At 34.3% G+C, this 22,063-nt stretch carries 21 protein-coding genes; 20 read left to right on the top strand and 1 reads right to left on the bottom strand.

Translation table 11 applies throughout. The annotated features are described in order from the left end of the window. The 17 genes from AEQU1_RS11785 to AEQU1_RS11705 all read left to right on the top strand — a co-directional run bounded on the left by AEQU1_RS11785 (position 1) and on the right by AEQU1_RS11705 (position 17,617). Positions 1 to 756, top strand: a complete 756-nt coding sequence (locus AEQU1_RS11785; protein ID WP_181566762.1) for a bifunctional 2-polyprenyl-6-hydroxyphenol methylase/3-demethylubiquinol 3-O-methyltransferase UbiG — start codon at positions 1 to 3, stop codon at positions 754 to 756. Positions 757 to 839: 83 nt separating this feature from the next. Beyond that, positions 840 to 1,682: a sulfotransferase gene (locus AEQU1_RS11780; protein ID WP_111881342.1), complete on the top strand. Its 843-nt coding sequence runs from the start codon at positions 840 to 842 to the stop codon at positions 1,680 to 1,682. After that, positions 1,683 to 2,543: a glycosyltransferase family 2 protein gene (locus AEQU1_RS11775; protein WP_111881340.1), complete on the top strand. Its 861-nt coding sequence runs from the start codon at positions 1,683 to 1,685 to the stop codon at positions 2,541 to 2,543. Position 2,544: 1 nt separating this feature from the next. Continuing rightward, entirely contained in the window at positions 2,545 to 3,480 is a 936-nt protein-coding gene (locus AEQU1_RS11770; RefSeq protein ID WP_181566761.1) for a sulfotransferase, read from the top strand. A gap of 2 nt (positions 3,481 to 3,482) precedes the next feature. Beyond that, on the top strand, positions 3,483 to 4,229 hold the full coding sequence (locus tag AEQU1_RS11765) for an FkbM family methyltransferase (RefSeq protein WP_111881337.1): 747 nt from the start codon (positions 3,483 to 3,485) through the stop codon (positions 4,227 to 4,229). A 47-nt stretch (positions 4,230 to 4,276) separates the two neighbouring features. Beyond that, positions 4,277 to 5,125: a glycosyltransferase family 2 protein gene (locus AEQU1_RS11760; protein WP_111881335.1), complete on the top strand. Its 849-nt coding sequence runs from the start codon at positions 4,277 to 4,279 to the stop codon at positions 5,123 to 5,125. A gap of 89 nt (positions 5,126 to 5,214) precedes the next feature. Continuing rightward, entirely contained in the window at positions 5,215 to 6,327 is a 1,113-nt protein-coding gene (gene gmd / locus AEQU1_RS11755) for a GDP-mannose 4,6-dehydratase (protein WP_111881334.1), read from the top strand. After that, on the top strand, positions 6,320 to 7,243 hold the full coding sequence (locus AEQU1_RS11750) for a GDP-L-fucose synthase (protein WP_111881332.1): 924 nt from the start codon (positions 6,320 to 6,322) through the stop codon (positions 7,241 to 7,243). Before gmd ends, AEQU1_RS11750 begins: the two co-directional genes overlap by 8 nt. Positions 7,244 to 7,290: 47 nt before the next feature. Beyond that, positions 7,291 to 8,103, top strand: a complete 813-nt coding sequence (locus AEQU1_RS11745; RefSeq protein ID WP_111881330.1) for a glycosyltransferase family 2 protein — start codon at positions 7,291 to 7,293, stop codon at positions 8,101 to 8,103. A 69-nt stretch (positions 8,104 to 8,172) separates the two neighbouring features. Then, on the top strand, positions 8,173 to 9,255 hold the full coding sequence (locus tag AEQU1_RS11740) for a glycoside hydrolase family 99-like domain-containing protein (protein WP_111881329.1): 1,083 nt from the start codon (positions 8,173 to 8,175) through the stop codon (positions 9,253 to 9,255). A gap of 123 nt (positions 9,256 to 9,378) precedes the next feature. Next, the gene (locus AEQU1_RS11735; protein ID WP_111881327.1) at positions 9,379 to 10,284 is read left to right on the top strand and encodes a glycosyltransferase family 2 protein; all 906 of its coding nucleotides are present in this window, start codon (positions 9,379 to 9,381) and stop codon (positions 10,282 to 10,284) included. Further along, a complete protein-coding gene (locus AEQU1_RS11730; RefSeq protein ID WP_111881325.1) occupies positions 10,281 to 11,207 on the top strand; it encodes a DUF6625 family protein in 927 nt (308 codons plus the stop codon). Before AEQU1_RS11735 ends, AEQU1_RS11730 begins: the two co-directional genes overlap by 4 nt. A gap of 35 nt (positions 11,208 to 11,242) precedes the next feature. Then, positions 11,243 to 12,385: a glycosyltransferase family 4 protein gene (locus tag AEQU1_RS11725; RefSeq protein WP_111881324.1), complete on the top strand. Its 1,143-nt coding sequence runs from the start codon at positions 11,243 to 11,245 to the stop codon at positions 12,383 to 12,385. Then, positions 12,385 to 13,518: a glycosyltransferase gene (locus AEQU1_RS11720; RefSeq protein WP_111881322.1), complete on the top strand. Its 1,134-nt coding sequence runs from the start codon at positions 12,385 to 12,387 to the stop codon at positions 13,516 to 13,518. Before AEQU1_RS11725 ends, AEQU1_RS11720 begins: the two co-directional genes overlap by 1 nt. A 2-nt stretch (positions 13,519 to 13,520) precedes the next feature. Then, on the top strand, positions 13,521 to 14,543 hold the full coding sequence (locus AEQU1_RS11715) for a glycosyltransferase family 4 protein (protein ID WP_146743747.1): 1,023 nt from the start codon (positions 13,521 to 13,523) through the stop codon (positions 14,541 to 14,543). A 29-nt stretch (positions 14,544 to 14,572) separates the two neighbouring features. Continuing rightward, complete coding sequence (locus tag AEQU1_RS11710; protein ID WP_181566760.1) at positions 14,573 to 15,640, top strand: phosphotransferase; 1,068 nt, start codon at positions 14,573 to 14,575, stop codon at positions 15,638 to 15,640. A 798-nt stretch (positions 15,641 to 16,438) separates the two neighbouring features. Further along, positions 16,439 to 17,617 carry a glycosyltransferase family 4 protein gene (locus AEQU1_RS11705; protein ID WP_111881316.1) on the top strand — a complete coding sequence of 393 codons (1,179 nt, stop codon included), beginning with the start codon at positions 16,439 to 16,441 and terminating at the stop codon, positions 17,615 to 17,617. Between the two features lie 185 nt (positions 17,618 to 17,802). Here the strand turns inward: AEQU1_RS11705 and AEQU1_RS11700 are convergent, their stop codons facing one another. Next, complete coding sequence (locus AEQU1_RS11700; protein WP_111881315.1) at positions 17,803 to 18,165, bottom strand: endonuclease domain-containing protein; 363 nt, start codon at positions 18,163 to 18,165, stop codon at positions 17,803 to 17,805. 280 nt (positions 18,166 to 18,445) lie between these two features. On the opposite strand from AEQU1_RS11700, the gene AEQU1_RS11695 reads away from it, so the two are divergent. The 3 genes from AEQU1_RS11695 to AEQU1_RS11685 all read left to right on the top strand — a co-directional run bounded on the left by AEQU1_RS11695 (position 18,446) and on the right by AEQU1_RS11685 (position 22,056). Continuing rightward, on the top strand, positions 18,446 to 19,834 hold the full coding sequence (locus tag AEQU1_RS11695) for an asparagine synthase-related protein (RefSeq protein WP_111881313.1): 1,389 nt from the start codon (positions 18,446 to 18,448) through the stop codon (positions 19,832 to 19,834). 252 nt (positions 19,835 to 20,086) lie between these two features. Then, on the top strand, positions 20,087 to 20,962 hold the full coding sequence (locus AEQU1_RS11690; RefSeq protein WP_111881426.1) for a bifunctional 2-polyprenyl-6-hydroxyphenol methylase/3-demethylubiquinol 3-O-methyltransferase UbiG: 876 nt from the start codon (positions 20,087 to 20,089) through the stop codon (positions 20,960 to 20,962). 95 nt (positions 20,963 to 21,057) lie between these two features. Continuing rightward, entirely contained in the window at positions 21,058 to 22,056 is a 999-nt protein-coding gene (locus AEQU1_RS11685) for a glycosyltransferase (RefSeq protein WP_111881312.1), read from the top strand. The last annotated feature ends 7 nt before the right edge of the window (positions 22,057 to 22,063 follow it).

The raw sequence follows: 22,063 nt of genomic DNA, 5'->3' as shown, positions 1-22,063 counted from the left end.
TTGAAAAAGTTACAAATAGATAAAAAAGAAATAGCCTTCTTAAAAAAGGATACTGATTTAATTGAAAATAATACAATACAAAATTGGGCTCTAAATTATTTGAATGGGCATATAGATCATTATAATGGAATACTTCTGCAAGTCATAAAGGCGCTTAAATTAGGTGTCGGTGAACGGGTTTTAGAAGTAGGCGGTGTGCCAGGTCAATTAACAACTTATCTTTCTAAAGAAGGTTTTGATATTGATATGATTGATATTGACCCTTTTCGAATTAATGGTATTTTGGAAAAACATTCAATAAAAGCGTACAAAGTGGACGTTGAAAGAGAAAATCTGCCAATAGACAATGAAGTATACGATTTAGTTTTGTTTAATGAGGTTTTTGAGCATTTACATATTAATCCCTTACGAATTATTATTGAAATTAATCGAGTTTTGAAAAGTAATGGAATTTTGTTAATGAGTGTTCCAAATATAAACCCCTTAATGAGATGGGAGTTTTTATTTGGTAAAGACTATAATGATAATCTTAAAAAGGAATTTGCGAAAATTGAAAATATTGGACATATGGGCCATTTCAGACTTTATTCAAAATCTGAAATTATTTCAATACTTGAAGATTTTGATTTTGAAGTTATCGAATCTACATTTCAAGGAAAGATTTATGATAAAAAATCTAAATGGTTGAAGCTTTTTAAATTTTTATTCGGCAATAAAATGAAAAATCAACTTCACGTTATTGCAAGAAAAAAATAAAATTGAATTTTTAAAGTGTTTTTAAAAATTATATTGAGGTGATAAATAATTATATAATGTTCTTATATACAATTTAAGTTTTTATGAAAAATGTAGATTTTAAGCATATTCATCATATAAGCACTAGTTATTTGTCAAATTTTTATGCTTCATACCAACCTGTGTTTATTTTAAACACGGGAAGGTCTGGCTCTGCATTTGTGAATAACTTATTACATCATTTCCCAGATGTTAAATCGTATCACGAAGCTCCGCCAAATATGTTTCTTCAATCTAATTACGCATACCATAATCAGGAAAAAAATGAAGTTCTTAAAAAAATGTTTGAAGTTGCAAGAATTGAGTTATTATTGGATGCATCCATAAAAAATAAGATTTATGTAGAAAGTAATCAATGCTTGGTGTTTTTTATATATCAAATAAAAGCGCTCTTTCCGAAAGCAAAATTTGTACACCTTACGAGACACCCTGGAAGATTTGTGACAAGTGCAATAAAGAAGGGATGGCATAAAAATGATTCTGTTTGGGAATATGGAAGAGTTAAAATGGAAGATGATAAAAGGTGGATGGGTTTATCACAAATAGAACGATTAGGTTGGGTTTGGAGTGAAACACATAGTTACATTGAAGATTTTAAATCTTTACATGCAAATGATTTTTTGACGCTAAAACTAGAAGATTTAACAACAAAGCCTGCCTATATTAACATCCTATTAAAGTTTATAGGGTCTGAAAATAGGCTAGACGAGAAAAAGATAGTTTCAATAATGCAAAGAAAGATTAACGAGGTCAAAATTGTAGATGAACCCAAAAATATGCATAAGTTGGCTACATATCCAAAATATTCTAACTGGTCTGTTCCAGATAAGGATGAATTAAAAAAGTTTGTATCTGAATCTGCAAGTTTGTACCAATACGAGATGTAAATGAAAATATCTGTTTATATAACATCTTATAATCAAAAAGCCTTTTTACAAGAAGCTATTGAAAGTGTTTTGGCACAGACTCTTCAGCCTTTTGAAATTATTATTGTCGATGATTGTTCTTCGGATGGCTCTCAAGAATTAATCAAAGAATATTTTAATAAGTATCCTTTTATAAAATATTTCTTTCACGAAAAAAATCAAGGTGTTTCTCAAGTTAGAATTACAGCCCTTTCTAATGTTACAGGTGACTTTGTAACTTATCTTGATGGCGATGATTTATATCTTCCAAACAAGTTAGAAATAGAATCCCAATTAATGAAGAATAACGATTGCAATATTGTTTTCACTAACAATATGTATGTGGATCCTGATGATGTTAATGATGTAAAGTGGATATGGGCGACTGATAAAATTAAACTAAGTTCAAACTTATTTGCCCAAACCATATCAAGAGATTTTCCTAGGAGAAGTCTTTTTAGAATGGAATTAATAAATTATGAATTTTTAAAAAATATTGGTTTTCATGATTTAAACTTAAAAATATATGAAGATTACGACTTAAGGATTCGACTGGCAAAAAAAGCTAAAATTTCATGCTCCATAGAGCCTACAACCAAAATTAGGATCAGTAAAAATGGGTTGTCAAGAACGAATAGAGAAGAACATATTAAATCATATAAGTATATATACAGCAAATACGAAACAGATGTAAATAATTTGAATGAATCTTTAAGAAATGAAGTCAAATTAAAGATGGAAAGGAACTTAAATTCCTTGTACAAGCAAAAAAATGAGTTTAGTAATAAGACACTCAAAGAAAGAATTAAAAACAAACTGCAAATATTAATTGACAAAATATAGTTTGAAAGAAAAACAACTCATATTCATCATTTCCCAGCCCCGTAGTGGTTCCACCTATCTACAGAATTTGCTGTCTAACAATGCTGAAGTTAATACTTGTAGTGAGTCTTGGATGCTGCTTAATTTTGCGAATCAGATAAAGCCAGCATTGGTGCAATCAAAATTTGATAATACTCTGGCGGTTGGAGCCTTTAAAGAATACTTAGGCAAGTATCCCAATTTTAATTTCAGGGAAGCATTTCATGATTTTCTATTGAAATTGTATAGTCCCATGTTTGAGGGATACCAGTTTGTGGTAGATAAGACGCCTCGATATTGGGAAATTGCATCTGAAATAACGACCCTATTTCCAGGGAGTAAAGTTATTGTATTGCATAGAAACCCTATTGATGTTGCAAAATCTATGATAAAAACGTGGGGGTTTACTTCTTTTAAGGAATTAAACATGTTTAGAAGAGATTTACTACAAGGTCCAGAAAAGTTGCGTTCGTTTTCAATAGCGAATAAGGATAATAAGAACGTGTATAATCTTTCTTATGAAGACCTAATTAACGATACCCCGAATGAAGTACAAAAACTATACAACTGGGTTGGCATACCCTATGACGCTTCTGTTTTAGATACTCGGAAGAATGATAAATACAAAGGGGGCTATGGAGATCCTTTTCAAAATGCCGATGTTAATTATAAGACGGTGAAGGCAAGGACAGATCAGAAGGGGATAAATAAAGATTTTAAAGATTTTCTAAACGGATACGCAAATTATCTTGGTACAGATATTCAAAAGGAGTATAATGGCTTTCAGAATATAGCAATCAAGAATACAACCGCTTTTAACTACTTTATGCATTTAGGCGATGTAGCAGCTGAATCAAAAAAGAGAAGAAGTATTATTTGGCTTTTGAAAAAGCATCTTTATGAATTAAGATTTAAGTAGGTATGATTAAGAAGATTGTAAAAAATTTGCTTCGTAAAAGCGGGTATCAGATAAAAAAAATAGACCAGAAAACGATTCATATCCCAAAGAATAAATTTTCTATGGAAGAAGGTTTTAAGCGTTGTCTGTCTAGAGGATTAAATATAGCTACAGTAATTGATGTAGGAGCCTCAGACGGTCGCTGGTCTGAACGCCTAATGAAGTTTTACCCCGATGCAAACTATTTATTAGTAGAAGCCCAGCAAGGTCACTTGGAAGGACTAAAAGCTTGTAAGGAGCGAAACCCTAAACTCGATTTTGTATTGGCCGCAGCCGGAAGAGCAGCGGGAAAAATTTATTTTGACCATAATAACCTGTTTGGGGGCCTGGCATCAGATACGCCTCTTGAGGGCAATTGTATAGAAGTCCCGGTGATAAGTGTGGACCAAGAGATTAACAAAAGAAAACTTCAAGGCCCTTATTTGTTGAAGTTGGATACGCATGGGTACGAGATCCCCATACTTGAAGGCGCAAAAGAAGTGATTCAAGCCGCGGGGTTGATTATTATAGAGGTATATAATTTTCAGTTAACAAAAGATAGTCTTAAGTTTTGGGAAATGTGTGCTTATATGGAAAAGCTCGGCTTTTCCCCGGTAGAATTAGTTGACCCCATGTTGCGAAAAAACGATCGTGCTTTCTGGCAGATGGATTTGTTTTTTATACCTTCTAAGAGCCCCATATTTTTAAACAACACCTACGAAGCTATATAAGCTGTAGCTTTGTATTTATAGGAAAAATTTGAAACAATTTATTTAAATTGAACACTGTCTCCACATATCCAAAAATAACCGTAGTAACTCCTAATTACAATCAAGGAGAATTTTTGGAGCGAACTATTTCGTCGGTTATAGAGCAGGAGTACCCCAATTTGGAATATATAATTGTCGATGGCGGAAGTACAGATACTTCTGTGGATATTATAAAGAAATATCAGCAGCAATTACACTATTGGGTTAGTGAACCCGATAAGGGTATGTATGACGCTATCAATAAGGGGTTTTTACAATCATCTGGAGCTATCATGTGTTGGATTAATTCTGATGATGTTCTATGGGAAGGCTCGCTATACTACATAGCAAAGAAGTTTACAGAAAATAAAAAAGTTCAATGGTTGCAGGGATTGCCTTCCGTAATTAATGAAAAAGGGGCATTGATTTTACAGCGGGAACCCGTTTTTTCTTCCTGGTTCTTTTACCTTAAAGAGCACAGAAAACATTTTTCTTTTATACAGCAGGAATCTACATTTTGGTCTCGTCAGTTATGGGATAAAGCGGGAGGAGAACTTAGCCTGCAATATTCGCTAGCATCCGATTTCGATTTGTGGATGCGTTTTTTCAATTTTGAGACCATGTATTGCAGTAAAAGGCAATTAGCCGCCTTTCGGAAAAGGGAGGGACAAAAATCAAGTAATCAAACTGCGTATTTAGAGGAGGTCGAAAGGTCATTAAAAGGCAACTTCAAAGAGATTTCAGTATTAAAAAAGATAAATTTTTATGTAACACGTGCAGCAACAAAAATACTTAGTAAATTACCTTGGGGTGTTTTAAAGCGGCTTAAGAATAAATGGATTGAACATTTAATAGGTTCACCCAAATGGATAGATTAAATTTTTTACCTCGGTTAGATTGGCGAAATTTGTGACCTATACTAAGAATATGTTGAGTAGTATATAATTATAGCAATGAATTTAACTAAATGAAAAAAGCACTAATTACTGGTATCACTGGGCAAGACGGAGCTTATTTGGCAGAGCTGCTTTTGGAAAAAGGCTATGAGGTTCACGGAATAAAAAGACGGGCTTCCTCCTTTAACACTACTAGAATAGACCATTTATACCAAGATCCCCACGAAAAGAATATCCGCTTTAAATTGCATTATGGCGATTTGAGCGACGCGATGAACCTTACGCGTATCATCCAAGAAGTACAGCCTGACGAAATCTACAACCTTGGGGCAATGTCACATGTTAAAGTTAGTTTCGATACGCCAGAATATACAGCGAATGTAGATGGTTTGGGTACCTTGCGTATATTAGAAGCCGTGCGTTTGCTAGGGCTAACACAGAAAACGAAAATATACCAAGCTTCAACATCAGAGCTTTACGGCCTTGTGCAGCAAGTACCACAGACCGAGAAAACACCTTTTTATCCACGAAGCCCCTATGGAGTTGCAAAACTGTATGGGTATTGGATTACGGTAAATTATAGAGAGGCTTATAATATGTATGCCTGTAACGGTATTTTGTTTAACCACGAATCGCCCTTGCGTGGCGAAACTTTTGTAACCCGAAAAATTACCCGTGCCACTGCAAAAATCGTGATGGGTATGCAGGATACCTTATACCTTGGGAACCTAAATGCAAGACGGGATTGGGGCCATGCCAAGGACTATGTAGAAGCCATGTGGCTGATGCTCCAGCAAGATAAACCCGATGATTATGTAATTGCCACAGGAAAAACTACTTCTGTACGCGAATTTGTGCAAATGTCGTTTGGCGAAGTGGGGGTGATCTTAAATTTTAGTGGTGAAAGCGAGCACGAAATTGGAAGGGTTGTTTCCTGTAGTAATCCAGCATATCAATTGCCAAAAGGAAAGGTAGTAGTTAAGGTAGATCCAAAGTATCATCGCCCTACCGAAGTTGATTTATTGATAGGCGATGCTACTAAGTGTAAAGAAAAGCTGAATTGGACTCCAAAATATACATTGCCGCAATTGGTTGCCGAAATGATGGAGGCAGATTTAAAACTTTTCAAAAAGGAAAAGTATTTACAAGAAGGAGGACACGATACGTTGAAATATAATGAATAAAGACGCCAAGATATATATTGCCGGTCATAATGGAATGGTAGGGGCTGCTATTCTGAGGAAACTTAAAGACGAAGGGTATACCAACTTTGTTTTGAGAACTTCAAAGGATTTGGATTTACGAAACCAAAACGATGTTGAATCTTTTTTTAAGTTAGAAAGACCTGATTATGTTTTTTTAGCAGCGGCAAAAGTAGGTGGCATTCATGCTAATAACACTTTTCGAGCCGATTTTTTGTATGATAATTTAATGATACAAAACAATGTAATACACTCAAGTTATACCTATAAAGTTAAGAAATTACTGTTTTTAGGCTCCTCTTGTATTTATCCAAAATTAGCCACTCAGCCTTTAAAAGAAGACTATTTGCTTACGGGGAAATTAGAATATACCAATGAGCCATACGCCATTGCAAAAATTGCGGGCATCAAGCTTTGTGAGAATTACAACAAGCAGTATGGATGTAATTTTATATCGGTAATGCCCACCAATTTATACGGGCCAAATGATAATTACGATTTGCAAAACTCACATGTATTACCCGCTTTGCTTCGAAAATTTCATGAAGCTAAAGAAAAGAACCTACCTTCTGTTGAGGTTTGGGGATCTGGAACCCCCAAAAGAGAGTTTTTACATGTAGATGATTTGGCAGATGCGTGTTATTTTTTGATGCAAAATTATGATGGAACTGAATTCTTAAACATTGGAACGGGAATAGACCTTTCAATAAAAGAATTGGTAGCTTTAATTCAAAAAATTGTTGGCTATACAGGAGAGGTTACTTGGAATACCAATCAACCAGATGGGACTCCCAGAAAATTAATGGATGTGCAAAGGTTAAGTAACTTAGGATGGAAATATAGTATAAGTCTAGATGAAGGTATACAGAAAGTATACACCCAAAAGTTCTTAGTATAAATGGTTAATTCTTAAAAAAACATCCCTGCTATTTATTTTTAAATTCCATGAAAAACTATTTAATAACCATTGTAATACCAACTTATAACTGCCAGGGGACCATAAAAGAAGCCTTAAACAGTATTCTTAGCCAATCCTTTAAAAATGTAGAAATTTTAATCATAGACGGAGCCTCTACTGATAACACCCTTAAGATTCTTCAAGAATATAAAACACAAGAGGAAAATTTAATAGTGCATTCTGCCAAGGATGAAGGAATTTATGACGCTATGAATAAAGGAATAAAATTAGCAAAAGGAGAGTGGCTATATTTTATGGGTAGTGATGATACTTTATATGAAACAACAATACTAGAAAAAGTAGCAAAATTAATAGAAGATTTAACTTATAATGTTATTTATGGGAATGTCAAAATTATAGGCAATACAGGTTGGGCTAAAGATGGTGCTATTTATGATGGTAAGTTTGATACTTCAAAAATTTTAAAAACGAATATTAGCCATCAAGCTATTTTTTATAAAAGTAGATTTATAAAAGAAAAAATAGTTTTTTTTAATTTAAATTATTCTGTTTGTTCAGATTGGGATTTTAATTTACGGTGTTGGTCCAAAACAGATTTCTACTATTCTGATATTATTATTGCAAATTTTTTCTCAGGAGGTTTATCAACGAATGGGTCTGATAAACTTTTTGAAAAGGATTTTATAGCTAATATTTTAAAGTATTTTAAAATAGGTTTATTTCATAATTTAATAAACACGCCCGATTTTCGAAAGTATTCAAGAGTTAAGTTATTGCAAAAGAAATATTATCCAATTAAATTGAAGGTTTATAACCTTCTAGGGCGCATTAAAAAATAAATAAATTGACAGAAATATTAAACTGCTAACTTTAGATAATGAAACTTTATCTGTAAAATTTTAAATTGAATGACCAAGCTTAGACCCATCGCTTTTGTACTTCCCCAATTTCATCCAATCCCCGAAAATGATATATGGTGGGGTAAGGGCTTTACTGAATGGACAAATGTTACAAAAGCAAAGCCCTTGTTTGATAGTCATTATCAGCCTCATTTACCAACAGATCTAGGGTTTTATGATTTGCGGTTGCCAGAGGCACGATCGGCCCAGGCCAATCTTGCCAAAAATCATGGAATATACGGCTTTTGTTATTACCATTATTGGTTTAATGGAAAGCGCCTCCTAAATCAACCGATAGATGGAATGCTTTATCAAAAGGATTTGGACATGCCGTTTATGTTCTGCTGGGCAAATGAGAACTGGACCCGGCGTTGGGACGGTAGGGATAAAGAGATACTTATAGAGCAAAAATATAGTAAAGACGATGATATTGCCCATATAAGATGGTTGTGTGAATATGTGTTTTCCGATGAACGCTATATTCGAATAGATGAAAAGCCCGTGTTGATGATTTACAGGCATAATTTATTTCCAGATTTTCGAGAAACCGTGAAGTTATGGCGTGAGATAGCCACTAAAGAATTTGGATATAAAGATTTGTACCTATTGATAACAGAAAGCTTAAACGACACAACAAACCCTGAAAACATGGGGGTGGATGCAAGCGTGGAGTTTTCTCCACATGTTATTATAAGTGATCATCAACAAAATGCTACCCAACATAAGCCGTGGGCTAAATTCTTGAAACTTAAAAAAAAGACATCGCCAAAATATCGTCATTATAGAACTGGAGTGGAATGGGCCCTGAAAAGAAATCTACCAGATTATAAATTGTATAGAAGCGTTACACCTTCTTGGGATAATTCAGCGAGAAGAGGAGAAAACGGTATCATAGTCCACGGGAGCAGCCCTGAACTTTATCAGTATTGGTTACAAAATATTGTACGTGCATTTAGACCCTTTTCAGAGGAGGAGAACTTGGTGTTTATAAATGCCATGAACGAATGGGCAGAGGGGAACCACTTAGAGCCATGCATTAAATACGGCAGAGCATATTTGGAGGCGACCAAAAAAGCCTTGGACGATATTTAGAATCCCTCTTTAAACACCCCATATTTCATCCAATTCACCAATTCTTTTTCCTATTTTTGAACCTAACAAATAAAGGGTTAATACTCTTTTCCATTTGTTTAAGCATACTAAAGTTACTTATAATTGATAGCAATAGTCATTCCTTATTATAAAAAAGCATTTTTCCGGAAGACGCTTACTTCCCTTGCAAATCAAACAGATAAAAGATTTACGGTCTATGTTGGAGATGATGCGAGTCCAGAAAATCCTGAAGATTTAATATCAACATATAGCGACAAATTTAACCTAACATACAAAAGGTTCGAAAATAATTTAGGTAGTATTTCTTTAACCCAACAATGGAAAAGATGTATAGAACTATCGTTAGATGAAGAATGGATAATAGTATTAGGAGATGATGATTATTTCGGTTTAAACCTTATTGAATCTTTTTATAGACATCTTAATAAGTTTTCAGGAAAAGTTAACGTGCTTAGATTTGCTAGGCAAAATATTTTTAGTGATAAAAATAGTACTACCCAAATTCAGTACAATCCTGTTTTTGAAACGGCTGCGGATTCCTATTACAGAAGGATAACAGGGCGAACGACTAGTACGTTATCAGAATATGCTTTTACAAGAAAGGCATATGAAAAATTTGGTTTTTATGAATATCCATTAGCTTGGCAGTCAGATAATCGAGCATGGATTGAATTTACCGAAGAAAAACCTATTTATTCTATAAATGATGCTATTGTTACGGTTATTTGTTCTTCACAGAGTATAACAGGAAGCAACTTGTATGCTAATGAAAAAAGAAAAGCCAATTTGAGTTTTTATAAGTATTTAATTACCGAGAAATTGTACGTATTTAATAAAATCCAATCGATTAGGATTTTACATAAATATGAAAATGAAATAAAACACAGAGAAACAGTAACATTTAAAGTATATTGTTTTTTATTGCCATATTATTTAAAAAATTATGAGCGGCATGCTTTTAAGCAATTTTTAAAGAAAATTACTAAATCAGTTTTTCATTTAGGATGAAATCAATTCTTTTAATAGTACCCTATTTCGGAAAATGGCCTTTATGGTTCGATGCCTTTTTACTATCCGTTGCTGCCAACCCTACTATTAATTGGTTATGCCCCACGGACTGTGAAATTCCAAAGAGCCAGCCAGCCAATATTACTTTTTTGTCAACCACTATTTCTCAATTAAACCAGCATATTAATAATGTGGTAGAAGCTGAAGTACCTTTAAACCCTCGAAAATTCTGTGACCTTAAACCAGCTTATGCCGAAATATTCGCAAAGCAGGTAGTGGGATATGATTTTTGGGGATTTTGTGATATGGATATTGTATGGGGCGATGTTAGAAAATTCATCACTGAAGATATTTTAAGTGAGCACGATATCATTTCTAGTAGAAAAGAAAATATTTCGGGACATTTTAATTTGTTTAGGAATACACCACAGCTAAATTCACTATACAAAAGATTGCCGAATTATCGTGTTTTATATGGAGTGCCGGAATTCAAATGGACAGATGAGGTTATCCTCTCCAATTTCATAAAAACCGATCCAGCCTTTAAAGCCTTAGGAATAAAGGTATATTGGTCAAAAATTTTATGCAACCAAGAAAATGGCCGCGACTCTCACCAAGAATACTATTTGGACAAATGGCTTTGGAAGGACGGCAAGATGCTGCAGCTTAAAAATGGAGAGCCTATAGACGAGGTAATGTATCTTCATTTTATTAATTGGAAACGGACCATGAAATATAGTGTGGTGAAGTATGAAGATAGTCCAAACCAATTTTACATCAGTTTTAATGGGATGCATTATAAACCTCATATGGCGTTTGAGATAATACTCAACCGATATAAGAATTTATATAATGGGTATTATGTAAGGGAATCCCAACGGAAAGGAAAGACAAGAATTAAAAAATTTTTTAAAAAAAATTAATAGAAAAATTATAAAACTGCTTAAAATTAATTGAATTGAAAAAAATCTCACTTCTTCATCCATTCACCCCAAAAGCTGCTGGCGTAGTTGAAAAAAGTGTTTCTACCTATCATAGCCAACCGCATTTAAAGGCCATTGAGGTGTTTGTTGCCAAAACTGGACTTGAATGTAGTATAGAGTATTTTACTCCAAAATGTAAACACTACTCCTTTACTTTTAATAAAATTCAGTACGTTTTTTATCCTGTTGACTTTAAATGGAATGGTGACCATAAAAAATGGAAAAAGCAGGTGTCAAAAAAATGCTTGAAAATCTATACGGCAAATACTCCGGATGTTACAATCATTAATATGTCCGGACATTCCAGCCCATTTTCTTATGAACTCTCTAAAATAATACTTCAAAACAACAAACAATATATTGCAATGTTGGGAGGGCAGCATTATACCGATACTACCAGAAATAGAGATTATTATAGAAATGCAAACCACATTTTGGTGCATACCCATCTTCAAAAAATGGAAATGGAAAAAATGGAAATATTTAAGGGGTTGGATATTCGGGTATTCCCATTAGGTGTTGATTGTGATTATTTCAACCCTTTGGCTCGCAAGAACAGTTCTCCCAAATTGTTGTATGTGGGTAGAATTGTGGAATGGAAAAGAATCCATTTAGCAATTGAAGCAATTTCGACTTTAAAAGAAAATGGATTTCCTGAGGCTTCTTTAAAGATAATCGGTCCTGTAAGCTCACAGGAATATATGCATTCCTTAAAAAAAATGGTTATTGATCAAGGCTTGCAAAATAATGTTGAATTTTTGGGTCATAAAGAACATGCCGAGCTTCCTAAATATTTTCAAGAAGCTGATCTTTTTACACTGCCAAGTGATAAAGAAACCTTCGGTATGGTAATGATAGAGGCAATGGCTTGTGGCACTCCAGTAGCAGGAATGGATTGTCCGGGAGGTCCTTCAGATGTTATCACACATTTAGAAAATGGTTTATTAACTACCCCAGAAAAATATTCTCAAACTATTTTAGATTATTTTAAAAATCAAGATAGAATTGCTACAATTGAAAAGAATGCACGTAAAAAGGTTATAGATGAATATAGCATTCAAGCCACCTATAAAGTTTTGGAAGAATCAATAAATGCTGCACTTTCAAAAAAAATGTAATGTCCAATATTACCATAACCATCCACACCCCACAGGAACTCAATCATTCCTCTTATATTCAAACAGGGCTGTTTGAACTTGAACGTATGGGGTTAATTAGAGTTAAGGTCAAACTTTATCTAGAAGAAAACAAAGGGACATTGACTGTAAACAAAAACGGTGACATCATAAAAACCAAACGAGCACAGCCCAAAACTTCTTTTTATACATTGGTGGATAATTCAACAAACAAAAAAATAACTTTTGCCACCGATTTATATGATTTTGCAGAACATTTTTCTGAAACGGCTTTAACCCATTGTGATTTCTATTTTAAAAGGAATTACATAGCCCATTTTGTAATTCCAATTCAAAAAGACTCGAAAGCCAAAATCCACAAGTTGGGAATAACCTTTGGCACTCATTCGGAATACAAACAAGATAGTTTTAAATTTTTTCTTGGATTGTTTTTCACCAATTTACGACTCAATCTTAAACGAGACCGAAATCTATTAAAACGAATACTTAAAAGCTATAAAGCGCAAAAAAGACATTGGCAATTTATAAATACATCCCGAAAAATTAGTCGTTTTGAAAATTTTGAGAGATCGACTGAAAATAGTATTATGTTCCAAACTCGTTGTTTTCTTCACGAAAAGGATGAAGATGTAAGACAGATCCATCAACAACGTTACCATCTTATAAGATTATTGAGACAACACTTTCCAGATACATTTCTGGGCGGTTTTGTGCCCTCCGAAATTGCGAATGAAAACTACGGCGATGCCCTTACCAATGTGCCCACCGCTCCAGAGGAATATTTGGATGCCCTGAAAAAGGCAAAAATAGTGATCTATACGCGTGGACTGGCAAATTCGCCAGCTTGGAAAATGGCAGAATATCTTTCGCAGGGAAAGGTTATTATCGCGGAGCGTCTTACCACGGAACTTCCTGAACCTCTTACAGAGGGAAAAGAACTCTTGTATTTCAAAAACGACACGGAGTTAGTTGAAAAAATAAAAATTGTCTTAGAAGACGAATTACTCGCTACTCGTTTTTCAAAAAACGCCCGTGCTTATTTTGAAACCTACGTGCATCCCGTTCAAAATACAAAACGTATCTTGGAGCTTATGTTAAACAAACCACTTGTGTGATTTTGAAAATATTCTTGATTCATCACCGCTCTCCACACCATGCCAGCAATTCCGGCTATGGCAGGTTGATGGATTATATAGATGCCAAAGTGGTTTATGGCAAGACCAAGTTTCCGTTCCGCATTGCTAAATTTATAGCGGGATTCCATTCTAAAACCGCAGGCAATTACAATGTTGGGAGTGTATTAAAGGCCATTGAATTATACCACTTGCTTAAGAAACAGAATGGGCAGAAGAACATCGTTCATTTTTTAAATGGAGAAAGAGATATTCGGCATTTGGGATTTTTTAAACGCAGGTTTCCCAACACAAAATTTTGTGCAACGTTTCACAAACCACCTGAAATTTTAAGACAAACCATTTCCAATTCAGTTGCATTGCGAAAATTGGACGGTGCTATAGCTGTTGGTTCTAATCAAGTTGAGTTTCTAAAGGAATGGCTAGGTTTGGAAAAGATTGTTTATATTCCTCATGGTGTTGATACGGAATTTTTTATCCCCAAGCCAATTTTAAAGGAAGAAAACACTCTGCTTTTTGTTGGTCAACATTTGCGCGATTTTGACTTGTTCAATGCAACTATTTTCATGTTGCTGACTCAAGTCTCCCATTTAAAAGTAGAGATAGTTCTGCATCCAGCTTATGTTTCAAAGGTTATTCCCCATCCCCAAGTCCATATACATAGTAAATTGACAGATGGTGAGCTATTGACGCTTTATCAAAGTGCCACACTCTTATATCTGCCACTTTTAAACAGCACAGCTTGTAATTCTATTTTGGAAGCGATGGCCTGTGGATTAACCATTGTGACCAGCGATGTAGGTGGAAATTCTTCTTACTTAAAAAACACAAAATCAGTTCTTATTAACAATCGAAATGTGGAAGCTCATTTTTATGAGGTAGTTTCTATGTTTAATGATAAAGATGGTTTGAATAAAGCTGCTTCTCTTTTAAGGAAAAAAGCAGAAGAAATAGATTGGAGCAAGATTAGCAAAAAAATAATCCTTTTTTATGAGAATCTTTATTAATTGTTGTTTACAAAGAAATGCTTAAAGAAATGAAACATAAGATCGAGGAAATTGACCAAATTTTATGTGATAAATATAACTTGGTTTCTAAAAATTATACCTATCGTAGGTTCGGGTCGAATTATGTAAAGAGTGCTATTTGGCCTTTTGGAGTTTATATGAATATAAAGAGTCATTCAGAACTTTCCGTAATTCCTTCTACTTATAAAAGAAGATGGATAAATTTATTAGTTGGTAATCAAGAATATTCCTTAACGGATTTATCAGGACCTCTTTTGGGTTGGTTTTTCTTGAGAAGATATGTATTCCAAGTACAGGCAAATTTTATATTCTATAAAGAACAGCGTGCCGGATTAATATTGTTATATAAAGATTTGGATATTGTTTTAAAAGCGAATTTGGTAACAGATTTAGATAATGTCTTAATTGAATACAAACAAACGAAAGAAGCTTATAATCAGGCTGAGGTAATAGGAATATTAAAAGTTCCTAATGTTTTTTTCCATTTCTATGCTCCTAATAAATATTCTTTTTTTCTTCAAGAAAGAATAAAAGGTACCACGCTGCAAAGACTTCCAACTGAGGTAATAGCCAAGAATATTGAAAAAATGTGTGATTTCCTTTTTCTATTTTACCAGCAAAATAAAGTTTCTTTAAAAAGTCCCGAGATAGATATTGAAAAAATGGAAAATATAATAAGTCTGTTTTATGGCAAAGAAATTCTATTTAAATTTTTATCTATAAAGAAACATTTTCATTATATTTTAAAAGAAGAAAAAAAATGTTTTTGGGGTAAAATCCATGGAGATATTCATACTCGAAATTTGATAGTTGATAAGCATGATAATCTATGGTTAATTGATTGGCAGGCCTCTAAATATGATTTTATCGCTGTAGATTTTCGGAAAATAAGAAATAATGATTATTTATTTAAGAAGTTATTGATTCTTTTTCCTTCTCAACAAACAGAAATTATGAATATAATTGATCAAGTTTTCATAGGGCACTTGTTGCGATTAGAGCGTAGTTTATTTGAACATAAACGTGGAATATCTAAGCAGGTACTTGGATTTATTGATTTATTGTATAGATTATAAATTATTTTTCTAGTGATGGAATTTTGTTGATAAGTCGTTGATCTAAGCACGTTCCCTAAAAAAATTAATCAGGAAATAGTCTATGTTAATTGCTGAATTGAAATGCACACAGAGAAAATTGAAGCGGTTTTTTATGAGGTGATTAAGATTTGTGAGATGTCCAAATACAATTATCTTTTCAAGTTTATCGGAATGCAAATCACACCATTTTACCAAACATTTTTTTTGACTCTGTCACTTTTATTACTGAGACAGTTTCTAAATTATTTGGGATTTAAGAATTGATTAATTTTGCAATTAAAATAGAGCGAAAGTTACGCACCACAAACATTTTGACGTTGAACTACCACAGGAATTTTGAAGAATTTAATACTTGGATAATAGTATATAAAAGTATAGCAATGATCAAGATATTTGATTATTGAGTAGTATTTTGTTGAAAAAACATTGCGATGTGATAATCTATGACTGTCAGAGTTCGTTTTGATGAATTTTGATTCTGTTCAGTTTTCAACCTTACCAAATTTTATAATGAACAAGGGTTTTCATCTATGTTGATTCTGGCTCAAAAAGTTAAAGTTATCCATGAACGATTAGGTTACAAGATGATGGTTACAGCTTTCCATTTTCAAAATTTTGAGTCGATGGATAAATTTGGAAAAAAAATAATCAGAAAATTAGAACATAAGCGACTATATATATCTAAGTTTGGCATAATTTCATACAGATCAAGCCTAACAAATTTGATTGTTTTTTAAAAAATAATTTGGATATAAAGCAGTATCAAAAATTTATAACTTGAAACTTCTAAAATTAATCATTTTCGACGGCAGTTTTAAAACCACGCCCTTTATTAATCGCTTGGTTAGGGTTTTGGCATTAAATCATCAAATATATATACTAGGGTTTAATGAGAAGTTAACGCATCCCATAGAGAGGGTTGGCTATATTTCAATGGGAAGCAACCAAAGCAAGTTGAGGCTCGCCTTCACTTCCTTAGGTTGGATCTTTAAGTCTGGCAAGTTTCAAATGCTATTTCCTACTCTTAAGAAATTATTTCTAGGCAACCGCCAATCTCTTCAACAACAGAATTTAGATATTGCGCTTAAAACCATTTCACCAGATATTATTCACTTGCAGTGGCCGTCTGTTATTCCTTGGTTTGAAGAGGTGTTACTAAAACAAGAGATTCCAGTGATTTTAAGTCAGCGAGGTTTCCATAGTAATGTCCGACCTTTTGTTGATGAGGACAATTTTAAATATCTTCAGAAATGGTATCCTAAAATGGCTGGGTTTCATTCGGTTTCTAAAGCTATTGCAAGGAATGGAGATAAAATTTATACTACCCCAAAAAAGATTGACAAAGTAGTCTATACCGGATTGCCTTTGGAGGAAATGCCTTTTTCTGAAGAATATATTCGTTCAACCCCTTTGAAGTTAATATCAGTAGGAAGAGCACATTGGATAAAGGGCTATGATTATTCCTTGCATTGCTGTAAGGTATTGAAAGAAAGAAATATCCCCTTTAATTATACCATTATTGGGGGAGCGGGGGATGAGGAGTTACAGTTTTTGGTTTCAGACCTCGGATTGCAGGATTGTGTGTTTTTAGAAAAGCGGAAACCACAAAAGGAAGTTTTCAGAATGATGAGTGAAGCTTCTTTACTATTAATGCCGAGTCTGGAAGAGGGTATTCCAAATGTGGTAGTGGAGGCTATGGCTATTGGCTTACCTGTAATCAGTACTGATTGTGGTGGTGTACCTGAATTGATTACTGATAGTGAACAAGGGTGGTTGGTTCCTACTCGTGATCCGCAGGCGCTTGCTGAGGCGATTGAAAGTTTTGCTGATTTATCAATAGAAAAGATTGAGGAAGTTCGTTTGGCTGCAAAGAAAAAAGTGGAAGAGCAGCATGGTATGGAGCAGATGGTGTTAGGGATGGAGGGATTGTATTTTGAAGTTTTAGGGGGGCAATAAACCCTCCGTCCCGCCGGAGGCGGGACACCTCCCTTTTGGAAAGGGAGGAGCCTTTCTGTTCTTGCTAAAATCAAGACTTTTACTCAGAATAATATTAATAGTTCAAAACAAAAGGCTCCCCTCTTGTTAGAAGAGGGGTGTCCGCTAGCGGACGGGGAGTTAGTTGAGCCTTCCCCAATTACCACTCATTCTCTAAAATGCTCCTTAATCCCCGCCAGAACCGAAGGCAACAAATCAAAAACCATTCTATTTTCAAACCTTATTACGTTGAATCCTAATTCATTTAACCTTGCTGTTCTTGCGGCATCATATTCCTGAACTTCAGGATTCAAATGTACCTGTCCGTCAAGTTCTATAATGAGCTTTTCTGAAGCGCAATAAAAATCCACTATAAAATTCTCTATACTATGCTGGCGGGTAAAGCGTTTCCCCTCAAATTGCCGGGCTTTTAATTTGGACCATAAAAAAGCTTCGGCAGGTGTCATACGTTCCCGCAGTTCCTTGCGGAAGGTTTTGAGATATTTTAGGGTATGGATTTGTTTTTTCATTGTGGTTAGTAGTGAAAATGGTAGTTTAAATTTAATGAAATTTATTAAGGGGATCAAAAAACCCTCCGTCCCGCCGGAGGCGGGACACCTCCCTTTGAAAAAAAGGGAGGAGCCTTTGATTCTTGCTAAAATCTAGATTTTTAATTCGAATTATATTAATAGTTCAAAACAAAGAGCTCCCCTCTTATTAGAAGAGGGGTGTCCGCTAGCGGACGGGGAGTTTTTTGATCCCTCCCAACCAAAATATTTCATTACTTTTACGAATAACCTAAAAACCCAAATGCCCACAATAAAAACCCCAATAATCCCAACCCAGCAACAATTCGTTAAAGCTCATGCTCTACACGAATTGGACAAAAAAGCTATTTGCATTTTCGCCGCAACGGGTTTCTTTTTGGATACGGACACCTATTGGCAAGATAAAAAAGTATTACCCGCAGCTTCCGAATGTAATATTGATGATAACGGTTTTTTAATTAAAAGCAACCCTTGGTTTCAATGGCATTATAGTCCGAGGGATATTAGTTTTGATAAAGTTTTAGAAGAGTTTACTTTTCTTTTTGAACAAATAGTATCGGAACAAGTAAAAGATACTAAGGTAATTCTTCCCCTTTCTGGGGGCTTGGATAGCCGTACGCAAGCAGTTGCTCTGGCGAAACTAGAAACGCCTGTTACGTCTTATAGCTATTCCTTTAAAGGTGGTTTCTCAGAGAGTGGAATTGGGAAGGAAATTGCAAAAGTATGTGGATTTGATTTTAAGAAGTTTACTATTGAATCAGGCTATCTCTGGCCAAAATTGGAGGAGCTAGCTTCTATAAACCAATGTTATTCAGATTTTACTCACCCTCGTCAAATGGCAGTGGTGGAAGAATTTGAAAAAATGGAAGGTGTCTTTTCTCTCGGACATTGGGGTGATGTGCTTTTTGATAGAGGAGCTCCAGAAGGAACGAAGGAGGAGGATCTGTTAGACATTATTTTAAAAAAAATAGTTAAAAAAGGTGGGATGGAACTTGCCACTGCCCTTTGGCAAGAGTGGGAGTTAGAGGATGATTTTGAAAGTTATTTGCGGGAAAGGATTGTTACCTTGCTCAATACTATTGAAATTGAAAACCCGAGTTCCAAGCTGAGAGCATTTAAAAGCCTGTATTGGGCGCCACGATGGACTTCAGTTAACCTATCAGTCTTTGAGGCCATTCATGCTATTACATTGCCTTATTACGACGATAGGATGTGTGAATTTATATGTACGATCCCCGAGGAATATTTGGCAGACAGAAAGCTTCAAATTGCTTATATAAAACAACAAAGTCCAGCTTTGGCTAGAATAACGTGGCAGGATCATAAACCTTTTAATCTTTTTACTTTTGAAAAGAACAAAGCACCACACAATCTGCCATACAGAATTGGAAGCAAGCTGAAACGAGAAGTTAAGAATAAAATGGGCAAGCCCTACATACAGCGTAATTGGGAACTACAGTTTTTGGGGATGGAGAATGATGAAAAGCTACAAGAGCAACTTTTTTCTGAAAATCTGCATCCGTTTATTTCCAAACCCTTGCTTGCACGATTTTATAATAATTTTAAAACTGTGGATGCGGTTAAGTATTCGCATCCTTTGAGTATGTTGCTTACTTTGAAAGTTTGGGATAATAATTTACGGAATAAATAAACTTGTTTAAGTGGGGGTATAACTTCTATTTTACTTAGATAATTTGATGAAAGTGATTTCCATTTTTGAAAGAGATCATTTTTGATTTTTAAATGACAGTTTCTAAAACTAGCCATATGATTCATCATTTTTTCATTAATTAAAGCCTAGCCTTTTATATTATGTTAGGTATTAATTTAAACAAGAATCTTAATGTAATTAGGAGCTTATAAAAATATTTTAATTTAGTTTTATGCCCAAATCATGCTAAAAATGCTTTCACCAACTTCAGAAAATAACACCGATAAAAATAGACTTCATTACGATAAACGCTATGCTAAAATAAACATAAGCAAAATCCTTAAAATTGTGGAGCATGTTGATGAATATCTCGATGATGTAACTGTTGTTGATACTTCCTGGGTTTGCATGTATTCGGGAAATTTTAGAGAACAGCTTAAAGGGAAAAAGATATTGGAGTTAGGTTGTGGCAATTGTTATAATGTTGCAGTAATGGCGGCTCTAGGAGCGGAAGTGTTTGCTAATGATATATCAGATAAAAGCGGAGATATAATTGAGGCACTGAATGTGAGTGTAAATTTCAAATTCCCCATTAAATATCTTCAAGGTGATTTTCTTAAAATTGAATTGATGCCAAATGATTTTGATTTGGTAGTTGGGAAGGCTTTTTTACATCATTTAACCCATGAGCAAGAACACGAGTTTATGAAAAAAATTGTCGCTAACTTAAAACCTGAAGGCGGCGCTCGTTTTGTGGAACCAGCCGTAAATAATCTGTTTCTCGATAAATTGAGATGGATGATTTCTGTTCCAGGACGTCCATCTTCTATGAACATTAAAAAATTTAAAGAATGGCAAGCCAATGACCCTCACCCAATAAGGAATAATAGTGGTAAGCACTATAAAGCTTTAGGCTATAGTAGTTTTAAAGAGGTTACTATTCATTCTATAGGCTCTTTAGAGCGTTTTCACCGTTTATTTCCAAAGGCTAAATGGAACAGAAAATTCAGGTATCGTGCTTTAAAGCTTGAACAGTTACTGCCAAAATTCATACAATTTGAATTGGCACGAACCCAAACCATAATTTATGAGTTTCCCCGAAAAAGCAATAGTGAAATTTCCAAATAATTCATATTGGTATTGAAAGAATAAGTTGATTTTATTGATCAAAAAGATTGATGTTCTTTTTTTAGTATTTCTAATAAATAATGTTTTAAACATCTATGAATAGAGCAATAAACGGAGTAAGTGTAATAATTTGCTGTCATAATAGTGCCAAAAGATTGCTTGATACCTTAACCTATTTAGCAAAGCAACAAATACCTATTGGTTTTCATTGGGAATTGATTCTTGTTAATAATAATTCTTCGGATGATACTACTGAATTAGCGGAAAATATATGGAAATCTCTAGGATCGCCAACGACTTTAAAAATAGTGAACGAGAGGAAAGCAGGATTATCATATGCTAGAGAAAAAGGTATGCATGAAGCGAATTATGAATTTATAATTTGGTGTGATGATGATAACTGGCTTTGTGATAGTTATGTACAAACAGCTTATGAAATTATGAATGCAAACCTAAGTATTGGAACTTTAGGTGGCTGGTGTGAGGCAGCTTTTAAATCAAAAAAACCCGATTGGTTTGATACACAAGCCAAGTATTTTGCGGTTTCTAAACAAGGTAATCAAAATGGTGATATTACCAACAAAAAAGGTTGTGTCTATGGTGCAGGTATGGTATTGCGAAAATCACATTGGCATCAGTTAAAAAAACACGGTTTTAAGCACCTTTTGAGTGATCGAATCGGGAAAAAGCTAAGCTCTGGGGGGGATACCGAATATTGCTATGCTTTAAGACTGTTAGGTTATAAGGTGTGGTATGATGAGCGTTTGTATTTTAAGCATTACATGACGACCGAGCGTTTAAGTATAAAGTATGTGTCGCGAATACGTCATGCTATGAATGAATCTAATTTTACCCTATGGGCATATTTAGATTTGTTACAGGGGCGTACACAATCACGAAGTGATTTTATGAAAGAAGCAATAAAAGATTTACCTCGATTGCTTGTTCGAAAAACAGGAGCCTTGTTATTTGGTTCTTTTGAGCAGAAGGAGCAAGCAAAGCGCTATTTTAGATTGTTAAAATTGCGTTTGTTTCATTATTCTGAATACCGACGTAATCAAGAAAGTATAAAACGTTGGTTAGCTAAAAACTAGGTATAGG

Source organism: Aequorivita sp. CIP111184 (assembly GCF_900489465.1).
Taxonomy (GTDB): Bacteria; Bacteroidota; Bacteroidia; order Flavobacteriales; family Flavobacteriaceae; genus Aequorivita.
Note: the sequence above shows the minus strand (reverse complement) of the source record. Positions and strands in the feature narration are given on the sequence as shown.